20 protein-coding genes, 3 tRNA genes and 1 pseudogene are annotated in these 23347 nt (G+C 58.1%); 3 read left to right on the forward strand and 21 right to left on the reverse strand.

The annotated features are described in order from the left end of the window. Positions 1 to 430: 430 nt before the first annotated feature. Genes smc through ccmA form a run of 10 tightly spaced genes read right to left on the reverse strand, consistent with a single transcriptional unit; the run spans position 431 to position 11121 of the window. Positions 431 to 3931 (reverse strand): chromosome segregation protein SMC, encoded by a 3501-nt coding sequence (gene smc / locus L1249_RS14605; protein WP_062361574.1) that lies wholly within the window; start codon positions 3929 to 3931, stop codon positions 431 to 433. A gap of 33 nt (positions 3932 to 3964) precedes the next feature. Continuing rightward, complete coding sequence (gene ccmI, locus L1249_RS14610; protein WP_235253676.1) at positions 3965 to 5206, reverse strand: c-type cytochrome biogenesis protein CcmI; 1242 nt, start codon at positions 5204 to 5206, stop codon at positions 3965 to 3967. Further along, positions 5203 to 5673 carry a cytochrome c-type biogenesis protein gene (locus L1249_RS14615; RefSeq protein ID WP_054645166.1) on the reverse strand — a complete coding sequence of 157 codons (471 nt, stop codon included), beginning with the start codon at positions 5671 to 5673 and terminating at the stop codon, positions 5203 to 5205. Before L1249_RS14615 ends, ccmI begins: the two co-directional genes overlap by 4 nt. Beyond that, positions 5664 to 6191, reverse strand: a complete 528-nt coding sequence (locus tag L1249_RS14620) for a DsbE family thiol:disulfide interchange protein (protein ID WP_058579615.1) — start codon at positions 6189 to 6191, stop codon at positions 5664 to 5666. The genes L1249_RS14615 and L1249_RS14620 overlap by 10 nt, the downstream gene beginning before the upstream one ends. Further along, positions 6188 to 8194 (reverse strand): heme lyase CcmF/NrfE family subunit, encoded by a 2007-nt coding sequence (locus tag L1249_RS14625; protein WP_230834676.1) that lies wholly within the window; start codon positions 8192 to 8194, stop codon positions 6188 to 6190. Before L1249_RS14625 ends, L1249_RS14620 begins: the two co-directional genes overlap by 4 nt. A 50-nt stretch (positions 8195 to 8244) precedes the next feature. Beyond that, the gene (gene ccmE / locus L1249_RS14630; protein ID WP_044629992.1) at positions 8245 to 8754 is read right to left on the reverse strand and encodes a cytochrome c maturation protein CcmE; all 510 of its coding nucleotides are present in this window, start codon (positions 8752 to 8754) and stop codon (positions 8245 to 8247) included. Continuing rightward, positions 8744 to 8998, reverse strand: a complete 255-nt coding sequence (gene ccmD, locus L1249_RS14635) for a heme exporter protein CcmD (RefSeq protein ID WP_153842159.1) — start codon at positions 8996 to 8998, stop codon at positions 8744 to 8746. The genes ccmE and ccmD overlap by 11 nt, the downstream gene beginning before the upstream one ends. Further along, positions 8998 to 9738 (reverse strand): heme ABC transporter permease, encoded by a 741-nt coding sequence (locus L1249_RS14640; protein WP_044629994.1) that lies wholly within the window; start codon positions 9736 to 9738, stop codon positions 8998 to 9000. The genes ccmD and L1249_RS14640 overlap by 1 nt, the downstream gene beginning before the upstream one ends. A gap of 14 nt (positions 9739 to 9752) precedes the next feature. Continuing rightward, on the reverse strand, positions 9753 to 10487 hold the full coding sequence (ccmB, locus tag L1249_RS14645) for a heme exporter protein CcmB (RefSeq protein ID WP_054641333.1): 735 nt from the start codon (positions 10485 to 10487) through the stop codon (positions 9753 to 9755). A 13-nt stretch (positions 10488 to 10500) separates the two neighbouring features. After that, a complete protein-coding gene (ccmA, locus tag L1249_RS14650; RefSeq protein ID WP_044629996.1) occupies positions 10501 to 11121 on the reverse strand; it encodes a cytochrome c biogenesis heme-transporting ATPase CcmA in 621 nt (206 codons plus the stop codon). 261 nt (positions 11122 to 11382) lie between these two features. Between ccmA and L1249_RS14655 the strand changes: the two genes are divergently transcribed. Together L1249_RS14655 and L1249_RS14660 are read left to right on the forward strand one after the other, a co-directional pair. Then, entirely contained in the window at positions 11383 to 11838 is a 456-nt protein-coding gene (locus L1249_RS14655; RefSeq protein ID WP_228169011.1) for a LexA family protein, read from the forward strand. Positions 11839 to 11865: 27 nt separating this feature from the next. Beyond that, on the forward strand, positions 11866 to 12483 hold the full coding sequence (locus tag L1249_RS14660; RefSeq protein WP_235253677.1) for an IMPACT family protein: 618 nt from the start codon (positions 11866 to 11868) through the stop codon (positions 12481 to 12483). Positions 12484 to 12558: 75 nt separating this feature from the next. On the opposite strand, the gene L1249_RS14665 is transcribed toward L1249_RS14660, so the two are convergent. The 3 genes from L1249_RS14665 to L1249_RS14675 all read right to left on the reverse strand — a co-directional run bounded on the left by L1249_RS14665 (position 12559) and on the right by L1249_RS14675 (position 16047). Further along, positions 12559 to 13881 carry a sodium ion-translocating decarboxylase subunit beta gene (locus L1249_RS14665; RefSeq protein WP_044629999.1) on the reverse strand — a complete coding sequence of 441 codons (1323 nt, stop codon included), beginning with the start codon at positions 13879 to 13881 and terminating at the stop codon, positions 12559 to 12561. 13 nt (positions 13882 to 13894) lie between these two features. After that, positions 13895 to 15697, reverse strand: coding sequence for a sodium-extruding oxaloacetate decarboxylase subunit alpha (oadA, locus tag L1249_RS14670; RefSeq protein ID WP_044630000.1), 1803 nt, complete (start codon positions 15695 to 15697; stop codon positions 13895 to 13897). 92 nt (positions 15698 to 15789) lie between these two features. After that, positions 15790 to 16047, reverse strand: a complete 258-nt coding sequence (locus tag L1249_RS14675) for an OadG family protein (protein WP_044630001.1) — start codon at positions 16045 to 16047, stop codon at positions 15790 to 15792. A gap of 127 nt (positions 16048 to 16174) precedes the next feature. Between L1249_RS14675 and L1249_RS14680 the strand changes: the two genes are divergently transcribed. Next, the gene (locus L1249_RS14680; protein WP_230834675.1) at positions 16175 to 17182 is read left to right on the forward strand and encodes a tRNA dihydrouridine synthase; all 1008 of its coding nucleotides are present in this window, start codon (positions 16175 to 16177) and stop codon (positions 17180 to 17182) included. Between the two features lie 239 nt (positions 17183 to 17421). On the opposite strand, the gene L1249_RS14685 is transcribed toward L1249_RS14680, so the two are convergent. The 8 genes and pseudogenes from L1249_RS14685 to L1249_RS14720 form a co-directional block, all read right to left on the reverse strand. Then, positions 17422 to 17498 (reverse strand) — tRNA-Arg (locus tag L1249_RS14685). A gap of 68 nt (positions 17499 to 17566) precedes the next feature. After that, positions 17567 to 17643, reverse strand: a tRNA-Arg gene (locus tag L1249_RS14690). 30 nt (positions 17644 to 17673) lie between these two features. Next, positions 17674 to 17766: transfer RNA gene (locus L1249_RS14695), tRNA-Ser, on the reverse strand. Between the two features lie 125 nt (positions 17767 to 17891). Beyond that, positions 17892 to 18080 (reverse strand): carbon storage regulator CsrA, encoded by a 189-nt coding sequence (gene csrA, locus L1249_RS14700; protein ID WP_235253678.1) that lies wholly within the window; start codon positions 18078 to 18080, stop codon positions 17892 to 17894. Between the two features lie 192 nt (positions 18081 to 18272). Beyond that, positions 18273 to 19523 (reverse strand): aspartate kinase, encoded by a 1251-nt coding sequence (locus tag L1249_RS14705; RefSeq protein ID WP_044630003.1) that lies wholly within the window; start codon positions 19521 to 19523, stop codon positions 18273 to 18275. 106 nt (positions 19524 to 19629) lie between these two features. Then, on the reverse strand, positions 19630 to 22239 hold the full coding sequence (gene alaS, locus L1249_RS14710) for an alanine--tRNA ligase (protein WP_044630004.1): 2610 nt from the start codon (positions 22237 to 22239) through the stop codon (positions 19630 to 19632). Between the two features lie 246 nt (positions 22240 to 22485). Further along, complete coding sequence (locus L1249_RS14715; protein ID WP_044630005.1) at positions 22486 to 22947, reverse strand: regulatory protein RecX; 462 nt, start codon at positions 22945 to 22947, stop codon at positions 22486 to 22488. Positions 22948 to 22985: 38 nt separating this feature from the next. Further along, positions 22986 to 23347, reverse strand: a pseudogene (locus L1249_RS14720) (recombinase RecA); the annotation flags it as partial.

Genomic DNA, 23347 nt, shown 5'->3' on the forward strand with positions numbered 1-23347 from the left:
GAGCCGCTAAGGGAGCTTTTTAGGCGAATTTTTCGACCTTATCAACCATCAAAAGTGCCCTTTCCGCGTCATTCCATCTCTGATACGGGTGGCCAAACGCGGAGTGCCGTGTGAGGCCGCTACCCACTCAGTTCACCCTATTTAAACGTTATGCTAGTGAATGTTTTTCACTATCGCTAGTTTCTTATGAACGCATTGCGCTTTAACAACAGGTAATGATTCGCAAGCGATAAGCGGGACTTAAGCCTATACGGCCGCGACGACCCCACCGCCAACACCACGTTTTTTCAACAACTTGCTGTTATCAAAGCATTTCGTGGGCATGGCGTTACTATCCGCTTGCGCTGGCGCACCCAGGTGACAGGCACGCCTTGGCAAATAAGGAAACTCTAGGGAAGTCGCAACACGGCGCAGCCATGAGCCACACGCACTATTCGACCAACTCAGCGGCCTCATCAATACCCACGGAAACCAAACGCGAAACGCCGGGCTCTTGCATGGTGACCCCCATCAGGCGCTCGGCGGCTTCCATGGCAATCTTGTTGTGGGTGATATAGATGAACTGCACACTTTCGGACATCTCTTTCACCAGCTTGGCGTAGCGGCCAACGTTGGCGTCATCCAGCGGAGCGTCGACCTCATCCAGCATACAGAACGGGGCCGGGTTAAGCTGGAAGATGGCAAAGACCAGCGACAGCGCAGTTAGGGCTTTTTCCCCACCGGATAGCAGGTGAATCGTGCTGTTCTTCTTACCCGGCGGTCGGGCCATGATGGCCACGCCGGTTTCCAACAGGTCATCACCGGTCAGCGTCAGCCACGCCGCCCCACCGCCAAACACACGGGGAAAGAGCGTTTGCAGACCGTTATTGACCTGATCGAACGTCTCCCGGAAACGGACGCGGGTTTCTTGATCGATCCGCTTGATCGCCCGCTCCAGCGTTTCCAGTGCTTCGGTGAGCTCGGCATGCTGGGCTTCTAGGTAATTACGCCGCTCGGCCTGCTGATCGTACTCCTCGATGGCCGCAAGGTTGATCGCCCCCAGGCGGCGGATTTTTTCCGAGGTACTTTCCAAACGCTCTTGCCACGCAGGTTCGCTGGCATCGCTGGGCAGCGTGCTGGCGAGCGCATCGGCATCGTGGCCTAGTTCTGCTAACTGCTCATCCTGGGTCGCTGCTTTGAGCGCTAGTGCCTGCACGTCCATGCGGCGCTGCTGGAGCTGTTCGCGACTCTGTTCAAGATTGCGCTCGTGCTGCTGGCGGGCTAACTCATCGTTGCGCAGCTGCTCGGCCAGCGCCTGGGCCTGTTGGCGCGTTTCATTGAGCCGTCGTTCCTGCTGTTCGCGCTGGTGGAGCAGCTCTTCGAGCTCCTCAGCGGCCAGCTCGTCGGGCTCGACCAGCATTTCACGGGACTCTTCCAGCTCGGCAATACGCAGTGAGAGGCGCTCTTCGGTATCGCTTGAGCGGGACTGCTGCGCGCGCAGGCTGTCGCGCTCGGCTTTTAAGCGCTCACGCTCCAGGGCCAGCGCCTGCTGACGCGCTTTGAGCGGGGCATGCTGTTGATTGAGCTGCTCACGCTGCTCACGCTGGCGGTGGCGCTGTTCGGCGCTGGTTTCGCGGGCTTCTGCGGCGGTTTCCAGTTGCTCCATGGCCGTGTGCCAACGAGCGCGCTGCTCTTCTAAAGTAAGCGTTAACTCCGCCTCATCTTCTTGCAGCTGGGCCAGTTCGTCGTCCAGCTCCGTGGCGCGACTGGAGAGATGCTCAAGGCGTTGGGCAAGCCGCTGCTCTTGCACCGCTAGTTGTTGGCGGGTGGCCGCATGGTCACGCTCCTGCTCCGCCTGCTGCTCACGGGTCAGTTCTAACGTTTCAATCGTCTCGTTGGCGGCTTCGCACTGTTCATCCAAGAGCGCCAGCGCCTCTTCCGCCCGCTCACGCTCTGCGGCCAGCTCCTCATAGCGGCGACGAGTGACCAGTAGCGCATCGACGCCTTCGCCATTGGATTGCTGATGCAGCCAACCGCGACCGCGCCATACGCCGTCTTGGCTAACCACACTCTCACCGGGAGCAAGCGTAGGCAACAACGCTTCCGCCGCGTCAGCAGTATCAACATAGTGAATACTCGCCAACCACTCCGTCAGCGCGCCCGCGCCTTTCACCAAATCGCTGAGGCGATGGCCTGCGCCCGCCGTGGCTGTGGAAGGCGGCGCTTGATCAATCAAGCACCACTCCGTCGCCAGCGCTTCGGGCAGTGCGTTTAGCTGATGGGCGGCTACCAGTCGGGCGTTTAACCAAGGGGCGAGTAGCCAGGAAATAACCCGCTCCCAGCCTTGGCTAACCGAAATGGCTTCACCCAAGCGGGGGGCATCAGCAAGGCCATGAGCGGCAAGTGTTTCGCTTAGCTGAGGGTCGTGATCGGCCAGGGCGGCATCCATCAGCGCCTGCAGCGAAGCAAGTTCACCCTGCTGCTGGCTAAGCGCAGCGCGTTGCTCGTCGCGGCAGGTTACCGCTTGCTGGTAGGCGCTTTTGGCATCGCTGTAGCGCTGCTGCCACTGCTCACGCTCCACTTGGAAGGCGTCGGCACGTTGGTCGGCTTCTTCCAGGCGGGCTTGGTATTCGGCGTGCTCGTTTTGTAGCGCAGTCATGTCGGCCAGCTCGCCGCGCTGCTGGCGGCGGCGTTGCCCCTCAGCCTGCAAACGGGCAATACGCTGCTCTAAATCACGCAGTTGGTCTTGGCTACGGTCGGCATCGCGGCTGGCCTCACGCCAGCGGTTTTCGGCGTCGGCCCACTGCTGTTCAGCGGCTTCCAGCGCTGGCGTTGCGTCGGCCAGGGTCTGCTCGAGCAATTCGAGCTGCTCTTCCAGCGCTTCATGCTCGGGCAGCAGCTCCTCAAAGCGCTCATCGATCACCGCGAGCCGCTCCTGGTCGCCCTCGCTGACCTGGCGCTGCTCGTCGAGATCCCGTCGGGCGGTGGCAATGTCATTGGCCAACTGCGCTTCGCGGCTGCGGCGGTGGGCCTGGTCCTGCTCTAAGCGGGCAATGCGCGTGGTGGTTTCATAAAACTGCTGCTGGTGGCGGTCCAACACGTCGGCCAGCTCGTCGTGCTGTTCGCGGGCCTGCTCCAGGCGGGTTTCGCACTGACGCACGCCAAACACGTCTTTTTCGACGGCAATTTCCAGCTCGCGGACACGGCTCTCTTGGTGAGACTGTTCGGCCCGCAGGGTTCGGCCGCGCAGCAGCGCCAACTCGCCTTTTAAGCGATACTCTTGCTGTTTGAGCTCTTGGTAACGCTTGGCGGCTTCCGCTTGGCGCTTGAGGCGTTCGAGCTGTTTATCCAGCTCTTCGCGAATATCGTCCAGGCGCTCCAGGTTCTCCTGGGTGCGCCGCATGCGGTTTTCGGTTTCCCGACGGCGCTCTTTGTACTTGGAAATCCCCGCGGCTTCTTCGAGGGTGGCGCGAAGGTCATCCGGGCGCGCTTCGATCAGCCGCGAGATCATCCCCTGGCCGATAATGGCGTAGGAGCGCGGGCCTAGGCCGGTCCCCATGAACAGGTCGGCGATATCCCGGCGGCGGCACTTCTGGCCGTTGAAGAAGTAGTTGGACTGGCCATCCCGGGTCACCAGGCGTTTGACGGCAATTTCTGAGTACTGGGCGTATAAACCGCCCATGCCGCCATCGCGGTTATCGAACTTCAGCTCGATAGAGGCCTGCCCTACCGGCTTACGCCCGGTAGAGCCGTTGAAGATAACGTCGGCCATGGATTCGCCGCGCAGGGTTTTGGCGGAGGACTCCCCCATCACCCAGCGCACGGCGTCGATAATATTGGATTTACCGCAGCCGTTGGGCCCAACGATGGCCGTCATGTTGCCATCGAAGGGCACGGTGACCGGATCGACAAAGGACTTGAACCCAACGAGACGAATAGAGGTTAAGCGCATTGCGACCCTTGGCAGAAGTTGCTTTCGTGGGTTTTATTCAAAAACACGGTTAATAACGACATTGGCCGCATCGTCTTCGCTGATAGCACCTACGCTGACGCTCTCCAAATCGCCAAACAGGTCGCCCGGCTGCGGCGTGGCCTGCCCAGATTCTGAGACACGCACCACCAAGCGTGCTTCACGCACCTGGGAGATTTGCGCTTGCGGCGACATGGCGGCGGTATCGTCCAGCACCACGGTCATCGGCAGATCGGCAACCTGTGCGCGGATCACTGCCAGCGGCGGCAGCTCGCCGTCGATGTCCCGTGCGGTAATGAACACCGTCGCATCGTCGCTGACACGGTCTGCCAGCGCCTCATCCAGCGAGACGCTCACCCGCACGCCTTGGCCCTGAGCGGCGGCAGATGGCTCCGGTGCGACACCCATGCGCTCTTGGGCCACACGGATACCATCACGCAGGGAAGCAGCCGTCTCTGGGTCTGAAATATTGGCAACGGCACGGCGCCAACGGTCGACGGCCGTTTCATAATCACCGTTATCGAAGGCGTGAATGCCCAGAAGCCCCAACACGGTGGGCTGACGGGGGTCTAGTTCAAGCGTTTCATCGACCAGCGCCTGTACCTCGGGCGTTAACTCCCGCTCGGCCATGAAGAAGCGGAGCTGCGCCAACTGAGCGAGCAGCGGCGGAATGCGCCCTTCGATGGCGATCAAGCGCTCCAGCGCATCGACTGCTTTGTCAGGCTGACCGGTATCCCGGTAGAGTGGAAACAGCGAGCTCCACACGTTGGGGTTGTTAGGCTGGCGCTCGGCTTCGGCCTCCATGCGCTCCAGGAACATCATCAACGAGCCTTCCGGGTCGTTTCTGATCTCTTCTTGAATCGCGTAGAGCGTCAGGTCTCCTTCGGCACCGTTTTGCTGATACCAAAACGTACTGGCACCCACCACCGCTACCATGACCAGCGGCACCACCAGCCGTCCAGCGCTCGCAGCTTTCAGTGGCCGCTTGGCCCGAGTGGCAGTGTCTTCCAGCAGGCTGCGCTCTAGCTCTAGGCGATCTTCATTAAAACGAGCGTCGTCGATGTCGCCACGCTCGCGTGCCGCTTCCAGGGACGCCATGCGCCGCTGGAAAATCGCCACGTTCTGCTCGGCAGACGTATCGTTGGCTTCAAAGTGATCTAGCTGGTCGCGCAGAACGCGGGCACCGCGCATGGGGGCAACTAATAGCCACAGCGCGGGCAGTAACAGTAAGGCAATCGCTATCCAGAGCGGTGTCATGAAGACCTCTCGCGGTTAATCAGGGCATCCAAGCGGGCGCGTTCTTCTGCGCTCAACGCTTTCGCAGATGCATTGCGGCGGGCGCGTACCATCAGCACGACGACCAGCATGCCTAGCACCACCAACCCAATGGGTAGCCCCCACAGCAGGTAGGTGCGGTTTTCCAGGCGCGGGTTGTAGAGGATGTACTCCCCAAAGCGCTGCACCATGTGGTTGATGATTTCGATATCCGACTGACCGTCTTGAAGCAGCTGATAGACCCGCTCGCGCATATCACCAGAGATCGGCGCGTCCGAGTCATCGATCGCCTGGTTTTCGCATAGCGGGCAGCGCATGGAGGAGGTCAGATCACGGTAGCGCTGCTCCATCACCGGGTCGTCGAACTCGCGAACTTCAATGCCTGCCGCCACGACACTGCCCGCCAGTGCCAGCAGCATCACGGCGAAGATCCCACGCATTAACGCCATTTTTCTACCTCCGGCAGGATGCGTTCACGAACGTCTTCAGGTGACACGTAGCCTTTATGGTGGTAGCGAATCACTCCATCGGCATCCACCAAGAACGTTTCCGGTGCGCCGTAAACGCCAAGATCAAAGCCCAGGCTGCCTTCAGGGTCGAAAACATTCACTTCAAAGGGGTCGCCAAACTCGCTTAAAAACTCTAAGCCTTTCTCGCGGGTATCTCGGTAGTTGATGCCCACCATACGGATGCCGTTATCAGCGAGTTCTAACAGCTGCGGCATTTCCTGCTTGCAGGCGGGACACCATTCGCCCCATACGTTGACGAGCGTGACCTCCCCTGTCAGCAGCGATTGATCCACCTGACGGTTGGCATCCCGCAACGTGGAGGCTTCGAACGCAGGAAAATCCCGCGCCATCAGCGCTGAGTCTCGCTGTGAAGGGTCGCGCCCCAGCCCTTGATAGAGAAACAGCGCGATGCCCACAAAACCGATGGGTAAAAGAAGCAACAGCAGGCGGCGTGTCATACCGTGGCCTCCTGTGACGGAGATTGATCAATACGTGAGGATGCAGGTTGGCGCGCGGCTGCGCGGCGGTAGCGCTTATCCGCTACGGCCAAGATGCCGCCGAAGGCCATGAGCAGGCCGCCTAACCACAGCCAGCGCACAAACGGCTTGTACTGGACGCGCATGGCATAGCTGCCGTCGCCCAGGTCTTCACCCATGGCCACATAGAGGTCGCGGAACAAACCAGGGCGCAGCGCAACTTGGGTCATGGGCATGCCGGTGGCGAGGTAAAGGCGCTTCTCGGGGCGCATCACGAAGCTGCGTCCCTCGTCCCCGCGCTGTACCTGAATGATCGAAGTATCGGCCAGGAAGTTGGGGCCACGTCGGTTGGTGAGTTCCGTCATGGTGAACTGATAGCCCGCCACTTCCACGGTGGTGCCCGGCGACATGCGCACGTTGCGTTCGATGTTGTAGTTCGAAACGACGGCAACGCCCACGATGGTCACCGCAATGCCCACGTGGCCCAGCACCATTCCCCAATAAGAGAGCGAGAGCTTGCGCAGCCCGGCGACAAACGAGCTGGCGTGACGGGTCTTGTCGAACAGGTCGCGCACCATCGGCAAGACGATCCACAGCGCAGAAATAATGCCCAGCGACACCCACAGGTTCCATTCGCCGCCGTAGACCAACGGCATGGCCACACCCAGCACGATGGCAGCTGCCGCCGCGAGACCTAGCTTGCGCCACAGCTCACGGCCACTCATGCTTTTCCAACGCGCCACCGGCCCCAAGCCCATGAAGACACACATCACCACGGTGAGCGGTACGAACAGCGCATTGAAGTAAGGCGGGCCTACGCTGATTTTACCCAACCCCAGAGAATCCAGAATCAGCGGGTACACCGTGCCCAAGAGCACCGTGACGGTCATGATGACCAAAATGATGTTGTTGATCAGCAGCAGCGAATCCCGCGAGAGCCAGTTAAAACCGACCTTATGGCTCACCCGCGGCGCACGCAGGGCAAACACTAGCAGCGATAGCGTGACGGTAATCGCCAGCAGCATCAAAATGAAGAAGCCACGGGAGGGGTCGTTGGCAAAGGCATGGACCGAGGTGAGCACGCCCGAACGTACCAGGAACGCACCCAGCAAGGAGAGCGAGAAAGTCGAGATGGCCAGCAGTACGGTCCAGCTCTTGAACGAGCCACGCTTCTCGGTCACCGCCAGCGAATGCATCAGCGCAGTGCCTGTTAGCCAAGGCAGCAGTGAGGCGTTTTCAACCGGATCCCAGAACCACCAGCCGCCCCAGCCAAGCTCGTAGTAAGCCCACCAACTGCCCAGTGCAATACCCACGGTCAGAAACGCCCAGGCTAAATTGGTCCAGGGCCGCGCCCAGCGTGTCCAGGCTGCATCCAATCGGCCACCCAGCAGCGCCGCAATGGCAAACGCAAACACCACCGAGAAGCCCACGTAGCCCATGTAGAGCATCGGCGGGTGAACCACTAGGCCAAAATCCTGCAACAGCGGATTCAGGTCCGCGCCATCCTGCGGCATGTTGGGCAGCAGGCGTTCAAAGGGGTTGGAGGTCATCAAAATGAAGAGCAAGAAGCCCACACACACCATGCCCATGATGCCCTGCACCCTGGCCACCATGTCGCGGGGCAAGTCGCCCGAGAAGACCGATGCCGCGAATCCCCAACCCGCCAGCATCAAGCTCCATAGCAGCACCGAGCCTTCATGGTTACCCCACACGGCGCTGAATTTGTAGTACCAGGGCAGCAGAGAGTTGGAGTTGTTAGCGACATTAGCCACGCTGAAATCGTCCAGCATGTAGCTGGCGGTCAAGCAGAGGTAGGCAATGGTCACAAACAGGAATTGGCCGATGGCCATGGGACGACCATAGGCCATCCACAGCGGGCGACGCGTGGCAGCCCCGGCAAGCGGCATCACCGCCTGAACCACCGCCATGAGTAGCGCGATAACCAGGGCAAAGTGGCCGATTTCAGGAATGATCTTAATCAACATGGGTGCTCCGAATTAGCATCAGGCTTTATTGCACAGCGTGCGTGCAGTCGTCAATAGTCGCTTCCTTCTGGGGAGCCTTCCTGCTCTAGGCGCTTGCCCACTTCGGCAGCTTTCGCTTGAAAGTCGGCCGGGGAGTAGCCTGCTTCTTCCAGTGCCTGCGCCACTTCGGGCGGCATGTAGTTTTCATCGTGGCGTGCCAACACCTTATCGGCGTAGAGTCGGCCATCGGCCTGCAGTTCGCCGACCACCACCACGCCCTGCCCTTCACGGAATAGGTCCGGCAGAATACCGCTGTAGTAGACCTCTAGATCATCCACGTAGTCAGTCACTACGAACTCAACATCGAGGCTTTCCGGGTCGCGGGACACAGAGCCCTCTTTGACCATGCCCCCCGCGCGAATTTGGCGCTCCATGGGGGCATCGCCTTGGGCAATTTGTACCGGGCTGAAAAACAGATTGATGTTGGCGCGCAGCGCATACAGGGTGAGCCCCACCGCAATGGCGGTGAGCGACAATAGCCCTAAGATAACAAACAGCTTCTGTTTACGTTTAGGCGTCATAGTGAACGTCCTTCTGAGCAGAGTTAACTGGCTCTTGCAGGGGCTGCGCGTGCGATGGCTGAGCGTTGCGCTGGGCATTTTCACGACGCGCCCGGCGCTTTACCACGTTGAGTAGCTGGCGGCGCTCCTGACGTGCGTGCCACACGATCATTAGCATCAACAGCGCAGTAACTCCCCAGGCAGCCCACACGTAGACCGCGTGACCGCCCATGGCAAAAAATTCGTTTAGCGAGGAAAAGGCCATTAGTTCGTCTCCTCGGCAAGCTCGCGCACCCAGCGCTTATTGGCTTCACGACGCAGAATTTCGCTACGCGTGCGCATCAGCGTGAGGGCAATAAAAAAGCTGTAAAAGCCCAATACCATGATCAGCAGCGGTGCCCACATGTCCATGGTCATGGCAGAGCGCCCTGTAATCGTAAAGGTGGCGGGCTGGTGAAGGGTGTACCACCAATCCACTGAGTACTTAATAATCGGAATATTGATCACGCCAACCATCGCTAGCACAGACGCGGCACGGGAGCCGCTATCGCGGCTGCTAAACGCACCGCGCAAGGCAATTACGCCCAGGTAGAGAAACAGCAGAATCAGCATGGAGGTAAGCCGTGCATCCCACATCCACCAGGTTCCCCAGGTGGGCACGCCCCATACTGCGCCCGAAAAAAGCGCTACGAAGGTCATCGCGGCACCCAGCGGGGCCATCACGGTGGCGACCATATCCGCCACTTTGATCTTCCAGACCATGAATACCAGCCCGGAGACCGCCATGGAGACAAAGATGGATTGGGCTAGGAATGCGGCGGGTACGTGGACATAAATGATGCGAAAACTATTGCCCTGTTGATAGTCCGCAGGCGCAAAGGCCAACCCCCAGACGGTGCCTACCAGCAGCAGTAGCGTCGCCGCCACCCAAAAAAGTGGCTGCAGCTTGGCGCTAATGGCATAGAACCACTTGGGTGATCTTAGTTTGTTGATAAAGGCCCACATGGTGTTCCCGTCCTCTAACCGTTAATGCTGATGCGCAGCGATGCCGCAATGGCCCAGGGAGCCAACATCAGCGCCAGCGCTAACAGTGCGCCTAAAATCGCCAGATGCGCGGCAATACCCTCGCCAAAAATAGCGGCTTGTACGGCACCTGCGCCGAAAATTAGTACTGGTATATAGAGCGGCAGCACCAGCAGCGAGAGCAGCACACCGCCACGGGCCAGCCCTACTGTTAGCGCCGCTCCGATCGCCCCAATTAAGCTCAAGCTGGCCGTACCGAGTGCCAACGACAGCGCTAGCACGGCGTAGCTTCCCGCTGGAAGCGACAGCATGATGCCCAGCAGCGGTGCCATCAGTGCCAGCGGCAGCCCCGTCAGCAACCAATGTACCGCCACTTTTGCCAACCCCAGCGCCGCCAGCGGCTGGGGTGCCAGTAATAGTTGTTCCAGGCTGCCATCGTCGTAGTCGCTGCGAAACAGGCTATCCAGCGAAAGCAGTGCCGCGAGCAGTGCGGCCACCCATAAAAGCCCTGGCGCAATGCTTGCCAACAGCTCTGGATCCGGTGAAATACCAATGGGAAACAGGGTAATCACCAGCGCAAAGAACACCAGCGGATTGAGCACTTCGCCACGACGGCGCAGCATCAGGGTGAGGTCGCGTTTGAGGGTTGCCTTTATGGCCACCAGCAGACCGCCCTGGGGAGCATGGATAGCCACCTCTGGGGTGCTCAGTTGAGCGTGTGAACGTTGCAACGCTGTCTCCTTCTTACCCCAGCTGAATGCGCCTAAGCACAGGTGACTCGGTCAACGCGTGGTGAGTAGTGACCAGAACGCAGCCGCCAGACTGCGCATGCGCCACCAGCTGCGCCTCTAACGCCGCCACCCCTTGGCGATCAATCGCGGTGAAAGGCTCGTCGAGCACCCACAGCGCCCGCTGGGTCAGGGTCAGGCGTGCCAGCGCCACGCGCCGCTGCTGCCCGGCGGAAAGCTGGCCGGCAGGAACATCTTCAAACCCCGCCAACCCAACGGCAGCCAACGCTGCCTCACGTGCAGGCTCGCTGCCCTTTTCTCCGCTAAGCGCCTGATACCAAGCTAGATTTTCCAGCGGTGACAGGCCTGCTTTCACGCCTGGGGCATGACCTAAATAGAGTAAATTGGCGAGAAAATGTTCACGGGCTTGGCGCATGGGTTCGCCATTCCAGTAAAGCTCGCCACGGTAATCGGTTAATTGCCCGGAGAGTATTTTCAGCAGCGTTGTCTTGCCGCTGCCGTTGGGGCCTTCAATGCGCACGATCTCACCGCTTTGGATATCGAGATCGAGCCCTTCAAACAGCCAACGGTCGTCGCGTTCACAGGCCAATTGTCGGGCTTGCAGGCACAGGCTCAAAAGACACTCCAGGCACGTTGATTTTGGGTCGAACTCTACACGGAAAGGCCCTTTCTCGCCAGTCACGCTCTGCGGTCTTGGGTCGCAGCGTGACCTGTCTCAATTTCCGCGTAAGAAACCCAGGTGTGAGACAGCACTAGCACTGTATGCAAAAACAGGCTTATACTGTAACAACTGTATAAATAGACACCACAGAATAAAACTACAGCTATCGACTCAATCAAACGCCTTGGCAACGGGCGCTGCATGGGAGAACACACTATGACGATTTGCCTATCCCCTCAGGTAACGTCTCACGTACCTTCTTACGTACCCTCTCAGACGCTGTCTCAACCGGTAGCGCCATCGACGCCTACCCCACTAGCGTCTCGCAGCGCCTCATCACATGCGCGCCAAGCGTGCACACCCCCTCGCGTCACACGTCGCAACACCTACGCCCTGCGTATTCGCGGCGATCGCATGCGCGACTGCAACCTCTTCGACGGCGATGTCATCATCATTCATCGCCACCAGCACGACGCTCATCAAGAAACCGTCGTAGCAACGATTAACCAGCGGGAAGTGGCGCTGAAGCAGCTCTCTATCAGCCGTTTAGGCATTCATTTATGGCCCGAAGATGCAGCGATGTCCGAAGTCTTCCTGCATAATTGTGATATCCAGGTGCTGGGCATGGTAATGGGCGTAGCCCACCACGCAACGGAAACCCGGCACCATTAACGTTATCCACCCTGCTGGGAGTACTATTTGCGCTATCGAGTCCCTGATTTAGCCCCTGAGACATGGCACACCGCCGAGATTGACGTTGAAAAGAGTCAGTTCTTGGCCTGGGTGTGCCACGCTCCTACCACCGACGCCTTCGACGCGCTGCTTCAAGCGGCCAAAGCTGCCCACCCGAATGCCAGCCATCACTGCACTGCGTTTATCGCCGGACCTCCTGGAGAGCAAACGCATATTGGCTTTTCCGACGACGGCGAGCCCGGCGGAACCGCAGGCCGTCCGATGTTCCAGGCGTTGCAGGGCAGCCAGATTGGCGAAATTGGTTGCGTGGTGATTCGCTACTTTGGCGGCACCAAGTTAGGTACCGGAGGTTTGGCACGCGCTTATGCGCAGGCGGTCAATGCCGGGCTGGAAACGCTGCCCACCCGGGAAGTCGTCGAGCGGGATAGCTATTTATTAAAGGTCCGCTTCGCCCACGAAGCGCAAGCCCGCGCTTGGTGCGACGAGCAGGCACTGCCCGTGCAACAGGCGGAGTACGATGGCAACGGAGTGAGCTTAACCATTGGCTGGCCACGCGATGTCGAGCTGGATATCAGCGGACTGGAAAACCGCCTTAAAACATCCATTGAGCTACAGCGAACATAAAAAAACGCGGCTTACACGAGCGCTTGCTCGGTAAGCCGCGTTCTATAGCGGCAGACGTGCTGTCTAACTAGCCGCTTAGCCCAGGTACTTGATCATCACACCGGCAGCCACTGCCGAACCAATGACCCCAGCAACGTTCGGCCCCATGGCGTGCATCAGTAGGAAGTTATGCGGGTTCGCTTCCAGACCCACCTTATTCGCCACACGCGCCGCCATCGGCACGGCAGACACACCCGCCGCGCCAATCAGCGGGTTGATGGGCATTTTGCTGACTAGGTTCATCAGCTTGGCCATCAATACGCCAGCGGCGGTGCCGATGCCGAAGGCTACGATCCCCAGTCCCAGAATACCCAGGGTTTCAAACGCCAGGAAGCTATCGGCCATCAGTTTCGAGCCCACAGAGAGCCCGAGGATGATCGTCACGATATTGATCAGCGCGTTTTGCGCGGTATCGGAAAGGCGCTCAACCACACCGCACTCGCGCATCAGGTTACCAAAGCAGAACATGCCTAGCAGAGGTGCCGCGTCCGGTAGAAACAGCGCCACAGCGATCAACAGCATCAGCGGGAAGACCACTTTTTCGAGCTTGGAGACCGGACGCAGCTGCGTCATGGTGATCTTGCGCTCTTTTTCAGTGGTCAGCAGACGCATGATCGGCGGTTGGATCAATGGCACCAGCGCCATATAGGCATAGGCCGCCACGGCAATCGCCCCCAGCAGCTCCGGCGCAAGTACGCTGGACACATAGATAGAGGTCGGGCCATCTGCCCCGCCGATAATACCAATCGCTGCCGCCTGATTGAGCGAGAAATCCATGATGCCCATGGAGGTCAGCAGCACCGCCCCAAACAGCGTGGCAAAGATACCGAACTGCGCCGCCGCCCCTAAAAACAGCGTACGCGGATTGGCCAGCAGCGGGCCAAAATCGGTCATCGCCCCTACGCCCATGAAGATCAGTAGCGGCGCGATACCAGAACCAATGGCAACCTTGTAGAAGTTATACAGCATGCCGTCGCTGTAGCCGACGCTCACTGCAATATCTTTCGCGGCGCGCAGCTGATCCGGCGCCGCCGAATCATGGGCAATCGCTTTCAGCGTCTCGCGCCAACCCTCTACCCCAGTCAGCGGATCTAGCGTCGCGCCCAACGCTGTAGCCATTTGCTGCAGCACGGCGGGCTTGGCGACTTCAATCGCTTGATCCAGCGCTGAAATCGCCAAGCCTGCCTCAGGAATATTGGCAAGAATACCGCCAAACCCGATTGGCACCAGCAGCAGGGGCTCAAACTTCTTGTAGATCGCCAGGTAGAGCAACCCAAGCCCTACCAGGATCATAACCGCTTGGCCCAGCTCCAGATTATAGAGCCCGGAGCCTTCCCATAAGGTAATTAATTTATCCATTCCCGAGTTGCCCTTAAAGCTCAATCAGTGCATCGCCAACAGCGACGCTATCGCCTTCGCTGACGTTGACTTTCGATACCGTACCGGCACTGCTGGCACGCACTTCGGTTTCCATCTTCATGGCTTCCAGGATAATCACCACATCGCCTTCGGCCACTTGGTCGCCTGGGCGTACATTCACCTTGAAGATGTTACCGGCCAGCGGCGCATCGATGCTTTCACCGCTGGGCGCTGGGGCGGCGGCCTCAGACTGTGCAGCAGGCTGCTCCTGAATATCGCCAATCTCGCCACCTTCCGACACCTCGACCACGTAAGCCTTACCGTTGAGCTTCACGGTGTAGGTTTCCGGACCACCGGCAGGCGCAGGTGCTGCTGCGGGAGCCTCTGCCTTAGCTGGGGCGGCTGCCTGAGGCGCTTCGGGCGCAGGCTCAAAGGCGTCTTTATTGTCGCGGTTTTTGAGGAATTTCAGGCCAATCTGCGGGAACAGCGCATAGGTCAGCACGTCATCCACTTCCCGCTCGCCCTCGGCAAGGCGAATGCTATCGGCGCTGGCTTTCTCTTTCAGCTCGGCCGCGAGCTTGTCCATTTCTGGAGAGAGGTTATCTGCCGGGCGGCAAGTAATCGGCTCGCCGCCTTCCAGTACACGCTTTTGCAATTCGGCATTGAAGGGTGCCGGGGCAGAGCCGTATTCGCCCTTCAGCAGCGCCTGCACTTCTTTAGAGATCGACTTGTAGCGCTCACCCATCATGACGTTCATAACCGCCTGAGTACCCACAATCTGTGAGGTGGGCGTCACCAACGGAATAAAGCCGAGGTCTTCGCGTACGCGGGGGATTTCGCTCAGCACGTCATCCAGCTTGTCGCCAGCGCCCTGCTCTTTTAGCTGGCTTTCCATGTTGGTGAGCATGCCGCCCGGGACCTGGGCCACCAGAATGCGCGAATCGATGCCGCGCAGCGAACCTTCAAAAGAAGCGTACTTTTTGCGCACTTCACGGAAGTAGCCCGCGATATCTTCCAGCAACTCCAGGTCTAGCCCAGTGTCGCGGTCAGTATCTTTGAGCATGGCAACCACGGATTCAGTCGGACTGTGGCCATAGGTCATCGACATGGAGGAGATCGCCGTATCGACGTTATCAACCCCCGCTTCGACCGCTTTCAGGATGGTCGACGTGGATAAGCCGGTCGTCGCATGGCAGTGCAAATGCACTGGAATGGAGAGCTCTTTTTTCAGCCGTGAGACCAAATCGTAAGCGGTATACGGCGTGAGTAGCCCAGCCATATCCTTGATAGCCAGAGAATCTGCGCCCATTGCAGCAATGGTTTTGGCAAGATCTACCCAGCTATCCAGGGTATGTACCGGACTCACCGTGTAGGAAATGGTGCCCTGTGCATGGCCACCGACTTGGCGAACCGCTTTGATGGCGCGCTCCAGGTTGCGCGGGTCGTTCATGGCGTCAAACACGCGGAACACGTCAACGCCGTTGGTTTTAGCGCGCTCGACGAATTTATCAACTACGTCATCGGCGTAGTGGCGGTAGCCCAGCAGGTTTTGGCCGCGCAGCAGCATTGCCTGAGGTGTGTTCGGCATCGCCTCTTTAAGGGCACGAATACGCTCCCACGGGTCCTCTCCTAAATAACGGATACACGCATCGAAAGTGGCACCGCCCCAGGTTTCCAGAGACCAGTAGCCGACTTTATCCAGCTTTTCGGCGATGGGCAGCATGTCATCCAAGCGTAGGCGCGTAGCAAACAGCGATTGGTGCGCATCGCGCAGGACAACATCAGTGATTCCCAGAGGACGTTTTGTTTCATTCATGGTCGTGGCTCACAGTTTAGCGTTATGGATTTGTAGTAAATTTAACAAAAAAATAGCCATCAGAGCGAAATAAACACACAAAAGCGTGCGTCTTACGGACGGCGGGACGAGCGGTAACGATGCACTGCAGCACTGATCACCGCGGCAACTTCGTCATTTTGGCCGTTACTGGCGGGTGTTTTTGCACTATTTCGACCCGCTGGCGCTGCCACTGGAGCAGGCTGAAAGCGGTCAATCAACTTCGACATCAGCGTAACGCTAATGACCAAAATAGTAAGAAAAACAAAAACAAAGCCCATACCAAGGCCCATTAGAGCGAGCCCCTCTTGGAGTAACTCCGACCCCTGCATAGCGTGCTCTCCTTGTTTTATAGGGTTATTGGCACGCCAAACGCCTCTAACGGCGCTTGGCGCAATAAGGGTAATACACTAACCTGCCACATTCAGGATAGAATGCAATCGCGCCATAGTGGAAGTCATGGTTGTTAATTTACTACATAAAGGCAAGATCGGTCTTGCACCGATGGAAGGCGTTATTGATGCGCTCACCCGCGATCTACTGACTCGCCAGGCCGGTTTCGACTGGACGGTGACGGAGTTTGTCAGGGTAGTGGATACCCGCCTTCCCCCACGGGTGTTTTACAAACACTGCCCCGAACTCACCGGCCGCCCGGTAGCGACGCCTAGCGGCGTACCCGTCCATCTGCAGCTACTCGGCTCCGACCCTAGGACACTAGCCGAAAATGCCCGCCAGGCGCTAGCCCTTGGAGCCATTAGCGTGGATCTCAACTTTGGCTGCCCAGCCAAACTGGTGAACCGCCACGACGGCGGCGCATCGCTACTGCGCCAGCCAGACCGCGTCTACCAGGCCGTCAAAGCGGTCGCAGAGGCGCTAGACGGCGCAATTCCGGTGACCGCGAAGATTCGCCTGGGATTTGCCAATCGCCGCTTGGCGGTGGCCTGTGCGCAGGCGACGGAAGCAGGCGGCGCAGCGCGCTTGGTCGTACATGGCCGGACACGGGACGAGGGATATCGCCCACCCGCTCACTGGGAGTGGATTGGCAAAGTACGCCACCACGTCTCGATCCCTGTGGTGGCCAATGGCGATATCTGGACGCTTGAGGATTACTGGAAGGCACGCACACTCTCCGGCTGCTGCGATGTGATGCTCGGACGCAGCGCGCTGGCTGACCCCTGGCTGGCACCTCGGATTCGCTACTGGCAACAAACCGGCGAACGTTTGGCGGAAACCACTTGGGAAATGCGCGCCAGCGTACTGCAAGAGTACGCCGCGCTCCAGCGTCAACACCTTCCTGACCGTGTGGTCGTGTCGCTGGTGAAGCAGTGGCTTGCCCAGATGCGTCAAGGCAACGCTGAAGCCGACCAGCACTTTCAGCGCCTGAAGCGCCTGACCGACTTGGAGGCACTTCTCGGCAGCCTTACCACCCCTAGCGCAAGCCTCCTCGCCGCCTACGAACCCGCCTAAGCCGGGCGAAGTGCCTGAACCAGCCGCCGTTGAACCTGCTGAGTCAAAGCGCCTATCGAGGCGCTTTTTTTCGACCCATACGCGGGTTCGACCCACCTCATTTCCTACGAGCCAAAAAAAAGCGCCCTTCCGCAAAGTTGCGGGGGCGCTTTACACGATCGCAAGACTAACGCGCGAGCCACGTTAGTCAGGCTAGAAAACAGAAAACCCGCTCTCATTAAAGAGCGGGTTTTGAAATCTGGCGCGCCCGGGAGGATTCGAACCTCCGACCACCTGATTCGTAGTCAGGTACTCTATCCAGCTGAGCTACGGGCGCTTTTCAGTCATTGCCTAATTCCTCAAGCAATGAAATCAGTGTAACATCAAGCACTTAGCTTTGCAAATTGGCGCGCCCGGGAGGATTCGAACCTCCGACCACCTGATTCGTAGTCAGGTACTCTATCCAGCTGAGCTACGGGCGCGTATCAAATTACGATGCTACATCATGCAGTTGGCGGAGAGAGAGGGATTCGAACCCTCGATAGGGCTATAAACCCTATACTCCCTTAGCAGGGGAGCGCCTTCAGCCACTCGGCCACCTCTCCTCAACGGCACGGCGCGAATATTACCGATTTTGATGGCTGGTGTCCAGCCTTATTCCGATTTTTTTTCGCGCCGGCCTAAAATCACCGCTTAAACGCCCTTTAATGAGCGTAACACGGACAGCCATTTATTCTGCTTCGCTTTCACTACTACGTTCACGCTGAATGCGCTGATAGATCTCTTCACGGTGAACCGCGACATCTTTTGGTGCGTTCACACCAATGCGCACTTGATTACCTTTCACACCTAATACTGTGACGGTGATTTCATCACCGATCATCAGCGTTTCGCCAACGCGGCGGGTTAGGATGAGCATGGCTGATCTCCTTCTCAGACGTTTTATACAACGGGATGTGTCCGCCAGCGGCGTCACCATGCCATTATGCGGCATGGTGACGCCTGCCACCAAAGGCTTTGGCCCCTATGACACCTTACCCTCCCGTTGAAAGAAAGCTCACCACCACACGGCAGCGAGTAACTTCAGCGTAGAAGGTTTAGGCCACAATTGTTATTCAGATTCGATATCGGACTTATCGAGACCAAACGCTTTGTGTAAGGCGTTAACTGCAAGCTCCATATGTTTTTCGTCAATTACGACAGAAATTTTAATTTCTGAAGTAGAGACCATACGGATATTAACGTTTTCATCGGCCAATACGCGGAACATTTTAGAGGCAACACCCGCATGAGAGCGCATGCCAACGCCGACCAGCGACACTTTGGCAATGTTGTCATCGCCGCGCAGCTCACCGCCGCCCAGGTCAGGAATAACGGTCTCTTCTAGCAGCTTTTTGGTGGCTTTATAGTCACCTTTTGCCACGGTGAAGGTGAAGTCGGTGTAATCGCCAGCTGGTGCAACGTTCTGGACGATCATATCTACTTCAATATTCGCGTCGGCAATCGGCCCCAAAATACGTGAAGCCACACCAGGTACATCCGGCGTATTCAGCAGGGTGAGTTTGGCTTCGTTCTTGGTAAACGCGATACCGGAGATTAGCGGTTCTTCCATAGAATCCTCGTCTTGGTCTGAATCTGCAACAATCAGGGTGCCAGGGCCGTCTTCAAAGCTAGACAGTACCCGCAGCGGCACGTTGTATTTACCGGCGAATTCAACAGCGCGAATTTGCAGCACTTTGGAGCCCAAACTAGCGAGTTCGAGCATTTCTTCTACGGTGATGCTTTCAAGGCGCTGCGCTTTGGAACATACACGGGGGTCCGTGGTGTAAACACCGTCTACGTCGGTATAGATTTGGCACTCATCAGCCCCCAAGGCGGCAGCAAGCGCCACGCCGGTGGTATCAGAGCCGCCACGCCCCAGCGTGGTGATATTGCCGTCTTCGTCTACGCCTTGGAAACCAGCGACCACCACGACCTTCCCTGCATCCAGGTCAGATTTGAGATCGTCAGTTTCAATACGCTGAATACGCGCCTTGGTGTAGGCGCTGTCGGTATGAATCCCTACCTGGGCACCCGTGTGCGAGGTCGCCGACACGCCAATTTGCTGTAGCGCCATGGCCAGTAGGGAAATGGTCACCTGCTCCCCTGTTGAGAGCAACATATCCATTTCACGCGGGGCGGGATCCTCGTTCAGAGCATGGGCCATTTCGGTCAGGCGGTTGGTCTCGCCGCTCATCGCGGAGACAACAACCACTACCTGATGGCCCTGGTCGCGAAAGCCTTTAACTTTTTCCGCCACGGCCTTGATACGGTCGACAGAGCCCACCGAAGTGCCGCCGAACTTCTGTACGTATAGTGCCATATGCCGTTTTTCCTTTACGTTCGGGAATGGAGGGTGAATATTATTGTTGCCAGCTTTCCTAACTAGCAAAAAGGCCGGTAGCAAATAATGCCACCGGCCTCTCTATTTAGCGAAGTGTGTTTTCCAACCAAGCCGGGACACTGTTCAACGCATCCGGCAGCGCATCGGGCTGACTGCCGCCTGCTTGAGCCATATCAGGGCGCCCACCCCCTTTGCCACCCACTTGGGAGGCCACATGATTAACCAGCTCGCCCGCTTTAACACGGCCAGTTAAATCAGAAGTGACCCCAGCAATCAGGCTGACTTTACCAGCGGCCTTGTCAGCAGTGGCTAGCATAATCACGCCAGAGCCTAGCTTGTTTTTCAGCTGATCCAATACGCCGCGCAGATCTTTACCAGACACGCCATCCAACTCAGTTACCAGCAGCTTCACGCCGCCCACTTCCTGCACTTGGCTGAGCATATCGCTACCCGCCGCGCTCGCCAGCTTCGCTTTGAGCTGCTCGAGCTCTTTTTCCAGGCTGCGGTTGCGCTCCACCAGCGATTCGACACGCGCTTCCACTTGCTCTGGCTTGGTTTTTAAGCGTTCGCTAATCCGCTGAACGCGGGCTTCTTGCTCACGGAAATACGCCAGTGCGTTTTCGCCGGTAATCGCTTCAATACGACGCACACCCGAGGCAATACCTACTTCGCTGACCACGTGGCAGCAGCCAATGTCGCCACTGCGCTTGACGTGGGTACCGCCGCAAAGCTCGATGGAGAAGTCATCGGCACCGATGGTCAATACGCGCACGTTATCAGCGTATTTGGCTTCGAACAGTGCTGCCGCGCCTTTGGCCTTGGCATCGGCGAGGCTCATCTGCTCGATTTTGGTCGGCGCGTTGGCCAAGATTTGCTCGTTGACGATGCGCTCGACCTCAGCAAGCTGCTCTGCGGTCATCGGTTCGAAGTGGCTAAAGTCAAAACGCAGACGCTCGGCGTTGACCAACGAGCCCTTCTGCTGAACGTGATCGCCCAGCACCATACGCAGTGCTTTGTGCAGCAGGTGGGTCGCGGAGTGGTTACGAATGGTCGCGCTGCGCAGGCTGGCGTCCACTTCACCGCGTACGTTGGCGCCGACACTCAGACTCCCTTCGACCATTACCCCCTGGTGAAGGTGGTGGCCACTCTGTTTCTGGGTATCGTTCACCTGAAAACGACCACCATCGACGTGCAAGTAGCCAGTATCGCCCACCTGGCCGCCGGACTCGCCGTAGAATGGCGTGCGGTCCAGCACCACGGTGCCCTTCTGGCCCGCTTCCAGAGCCGCCAGAGCATTGCCTTCGCTGTCCACTATGGCGGTCACGGTGGCTTGGTCTTCCAGCCGCTCGTAGCCGGTAAACTGGGTTTCGCCGTCCAGTTCGATAGAGGCCGTGTAATCCGCGCCAAACTGGCTGGCGGCACGAGCGCGTTCGCGTTGAGCTTCGAGTTCACGCTGGAAACCGGCTTCATCCAGTGTCACTTCACGTTCTCGGCACACGTCAGCAGTCAAATCGAACGGGAAGCCGTAGGTGTCGTAGAGTTTGAACACGGTTTCGCCGGGCAGCACGTCACCTTGCAGCTCTTCGAGCGCCGCGTTCAGCAAGCCCATACCGTGATCCAGCGTCCGCGCAAACTGCTCTTCCTCTTTCAGCAACACGCGAGCAATCTGCTCGCTGGCCTCACGCAGCTCGGGGTAGGCATCACCCATTTCGGCATCCAGCGCACTCACCAGCTTGTGGAAGAACGGCTCGGCCGCGCCCAGCTTGTGGCCGTGGCGAATGGCGCGACGAATAATCCGGCGCAGCACGTAGCCGCGGCCTTCATTGGAGGGCAGTACGCCGTCGGCAATCAAGAAAGCACAGGAGCGAATGTGGTCAGCGATGACGCGTAGCGAGGGCGCGGTGGTATCGCTATGTCCCGTGGCGTCTGCTGCCGCCTTAAGAAGATTCTGGAACAGATCAATTTCGTAGTTGGAGTGCACACCCTGCATGACAGCCGCCACACGCTCCAGCCCCATGCCGGTATCGATAGAGGGCTTCGGCAGTGGATTGAGGGTGCCTTGGGCATCGCGCTCGAACTGCATGAAGACGAGGTTCCATATCTCGATGTAGCGGTCGCCATCCTCTTCAGGGCTTCCGGGCGGACCACCCCACACTTCCGGGCCGTGATCGAAAAAGATCTCAGAACTGGGGCCGCAAGGGCCGGTGTCGCCCATTTGCCAGAAGTTGTCCTCGTCCAGCTTGGAGAAACGCTCGGGGTCGATACCGATCTCATCTTTCCAGATGCGCTCGGCTTCGTCGTCGCTGATATGTACGGTGACCCAGAGTTTCTCTTTGGGTAACCCCAGGGTTTCGGTCAAAAATGTCCAGGCAAAGCGGATGGCGTCACGTTTGAAATAGTCGCCAAAGCTGAAGTTGCCCAGCATTTCGAAGAAGGTGTGGTGGCGCGCAGTGTAACCTACGTTGTCCAAGTCATTATGTTTGCCGCCGGCACGCACACAGCGCTGAGCAGAGGTGGCACGCACGTAGGGGCGAGGGTCACGACCCAAAAACACATCTTTGAAAGGCACCATGCCCGCATTAGTGAACAGCAGCGTCGGGTCGTTGCCCGGCACCAGCGAGCTAGACGGAACAGCCGTGTGGCCGTGCTCTTCAAAAAACGTTAAAAAGGCCTGTCTGATCTCTGCGCTTTTCATAGGGTATCCGTAACAAGAAAGCGTGATGCCCCAGGGCGCTGTCGCCGCCACCCGCTGGGGTCGCAAAGGGACCATTATAACGCAGTTGTCAAACGACTAAAGCCGCAGTTAGTGGCAAAACCAAAACAGACGGCCCAAACAGAGAAGAAATAAACAGGAAGAAAGCCGCTGTAAGCTAGGGCAGTAACAGCCCTGAGCGGGGTTATAGACAGCCCTGAGCGGGGCTATAGACAGCCCTGAGCGGGGCTACAAACAGGAAAGAGCATAGCGAATTTGTTCAAAATCAAACCCACGCGCTGCTAAAAAACGCTCGCGCTTGGCACGCTCTTTGGGGGAATCACCCGGAGTGGAAAAACGCCTTTCCAGCGTTTCTCGAGCAAGCTCAAACCAGTCTACCGCTTCACGCTCTTCTACTGCTGCCAACGCGGCGGCCTGAGTTTCCTGGTCAACCCCGCGTTGGCGAAGCTCGCCTTTAATGCGAATTAGGCCCTGCCCTCTGGAAATACGCGAGCGTATAAAGCTCTCGGCAAAGCGTGCATCGGACTGCAGCGACTGCTCGGCCAAGGCGTCTAGGCAAGCAGAGATTTCATCGGCATCAAAAGTTTTTTGCTGTAACTTACGCGCCAGCTCGGCGCGAGAATACTCGCGCCGAGCCAGTAGTTGAATCGCTACTTCACGTGCAGAAGCATCCACATTAGAGGAAAACATCGAGTTTCCCTCTTAGCACATGCAATGGAGGTAGCGGCTTAAAGCAGATCATCATCGCTATCTGTAGCCACATCAGCGGCAGGCGCTTCTTCCTTCTTCGGCTCCGCCTTGGCCAGTAGCTGATCACGAATCTGAGTTTCAATCTCGTTCATGATTTCAGGATGCTCTTCCAGGTACTGCGCCGCATTGGCTTTACCCTGGCCGATCTTGTTGCCTTTATAGCTGTACCAAGCGCCTGCTTTGTCCACTAGGCTGCACTGCACGCCAAGATCGATAACCTCACCCGCGTGGTAGATACCTTTGCCGTAAAGGATCTGGAACTCAGCTTGCCGGAACGGCGGTGCCACCTTGTTTTTGACGACTTTCACGCGGGTTTCGTTACCGGTGACTTCGTCGCCCG

It is taken from the genome of Halomonas sp. Cn5-12 (assembly GCF_021532545.1).
In the GTDB taxonomy this organism is placed as follows: domain Bacteria; phylum Pseudomonadota; class Gammaproteobacteria; order Pseudomonadales; family Halomonadaceae; genus Vreelandella; species Vreelandella aquamarina.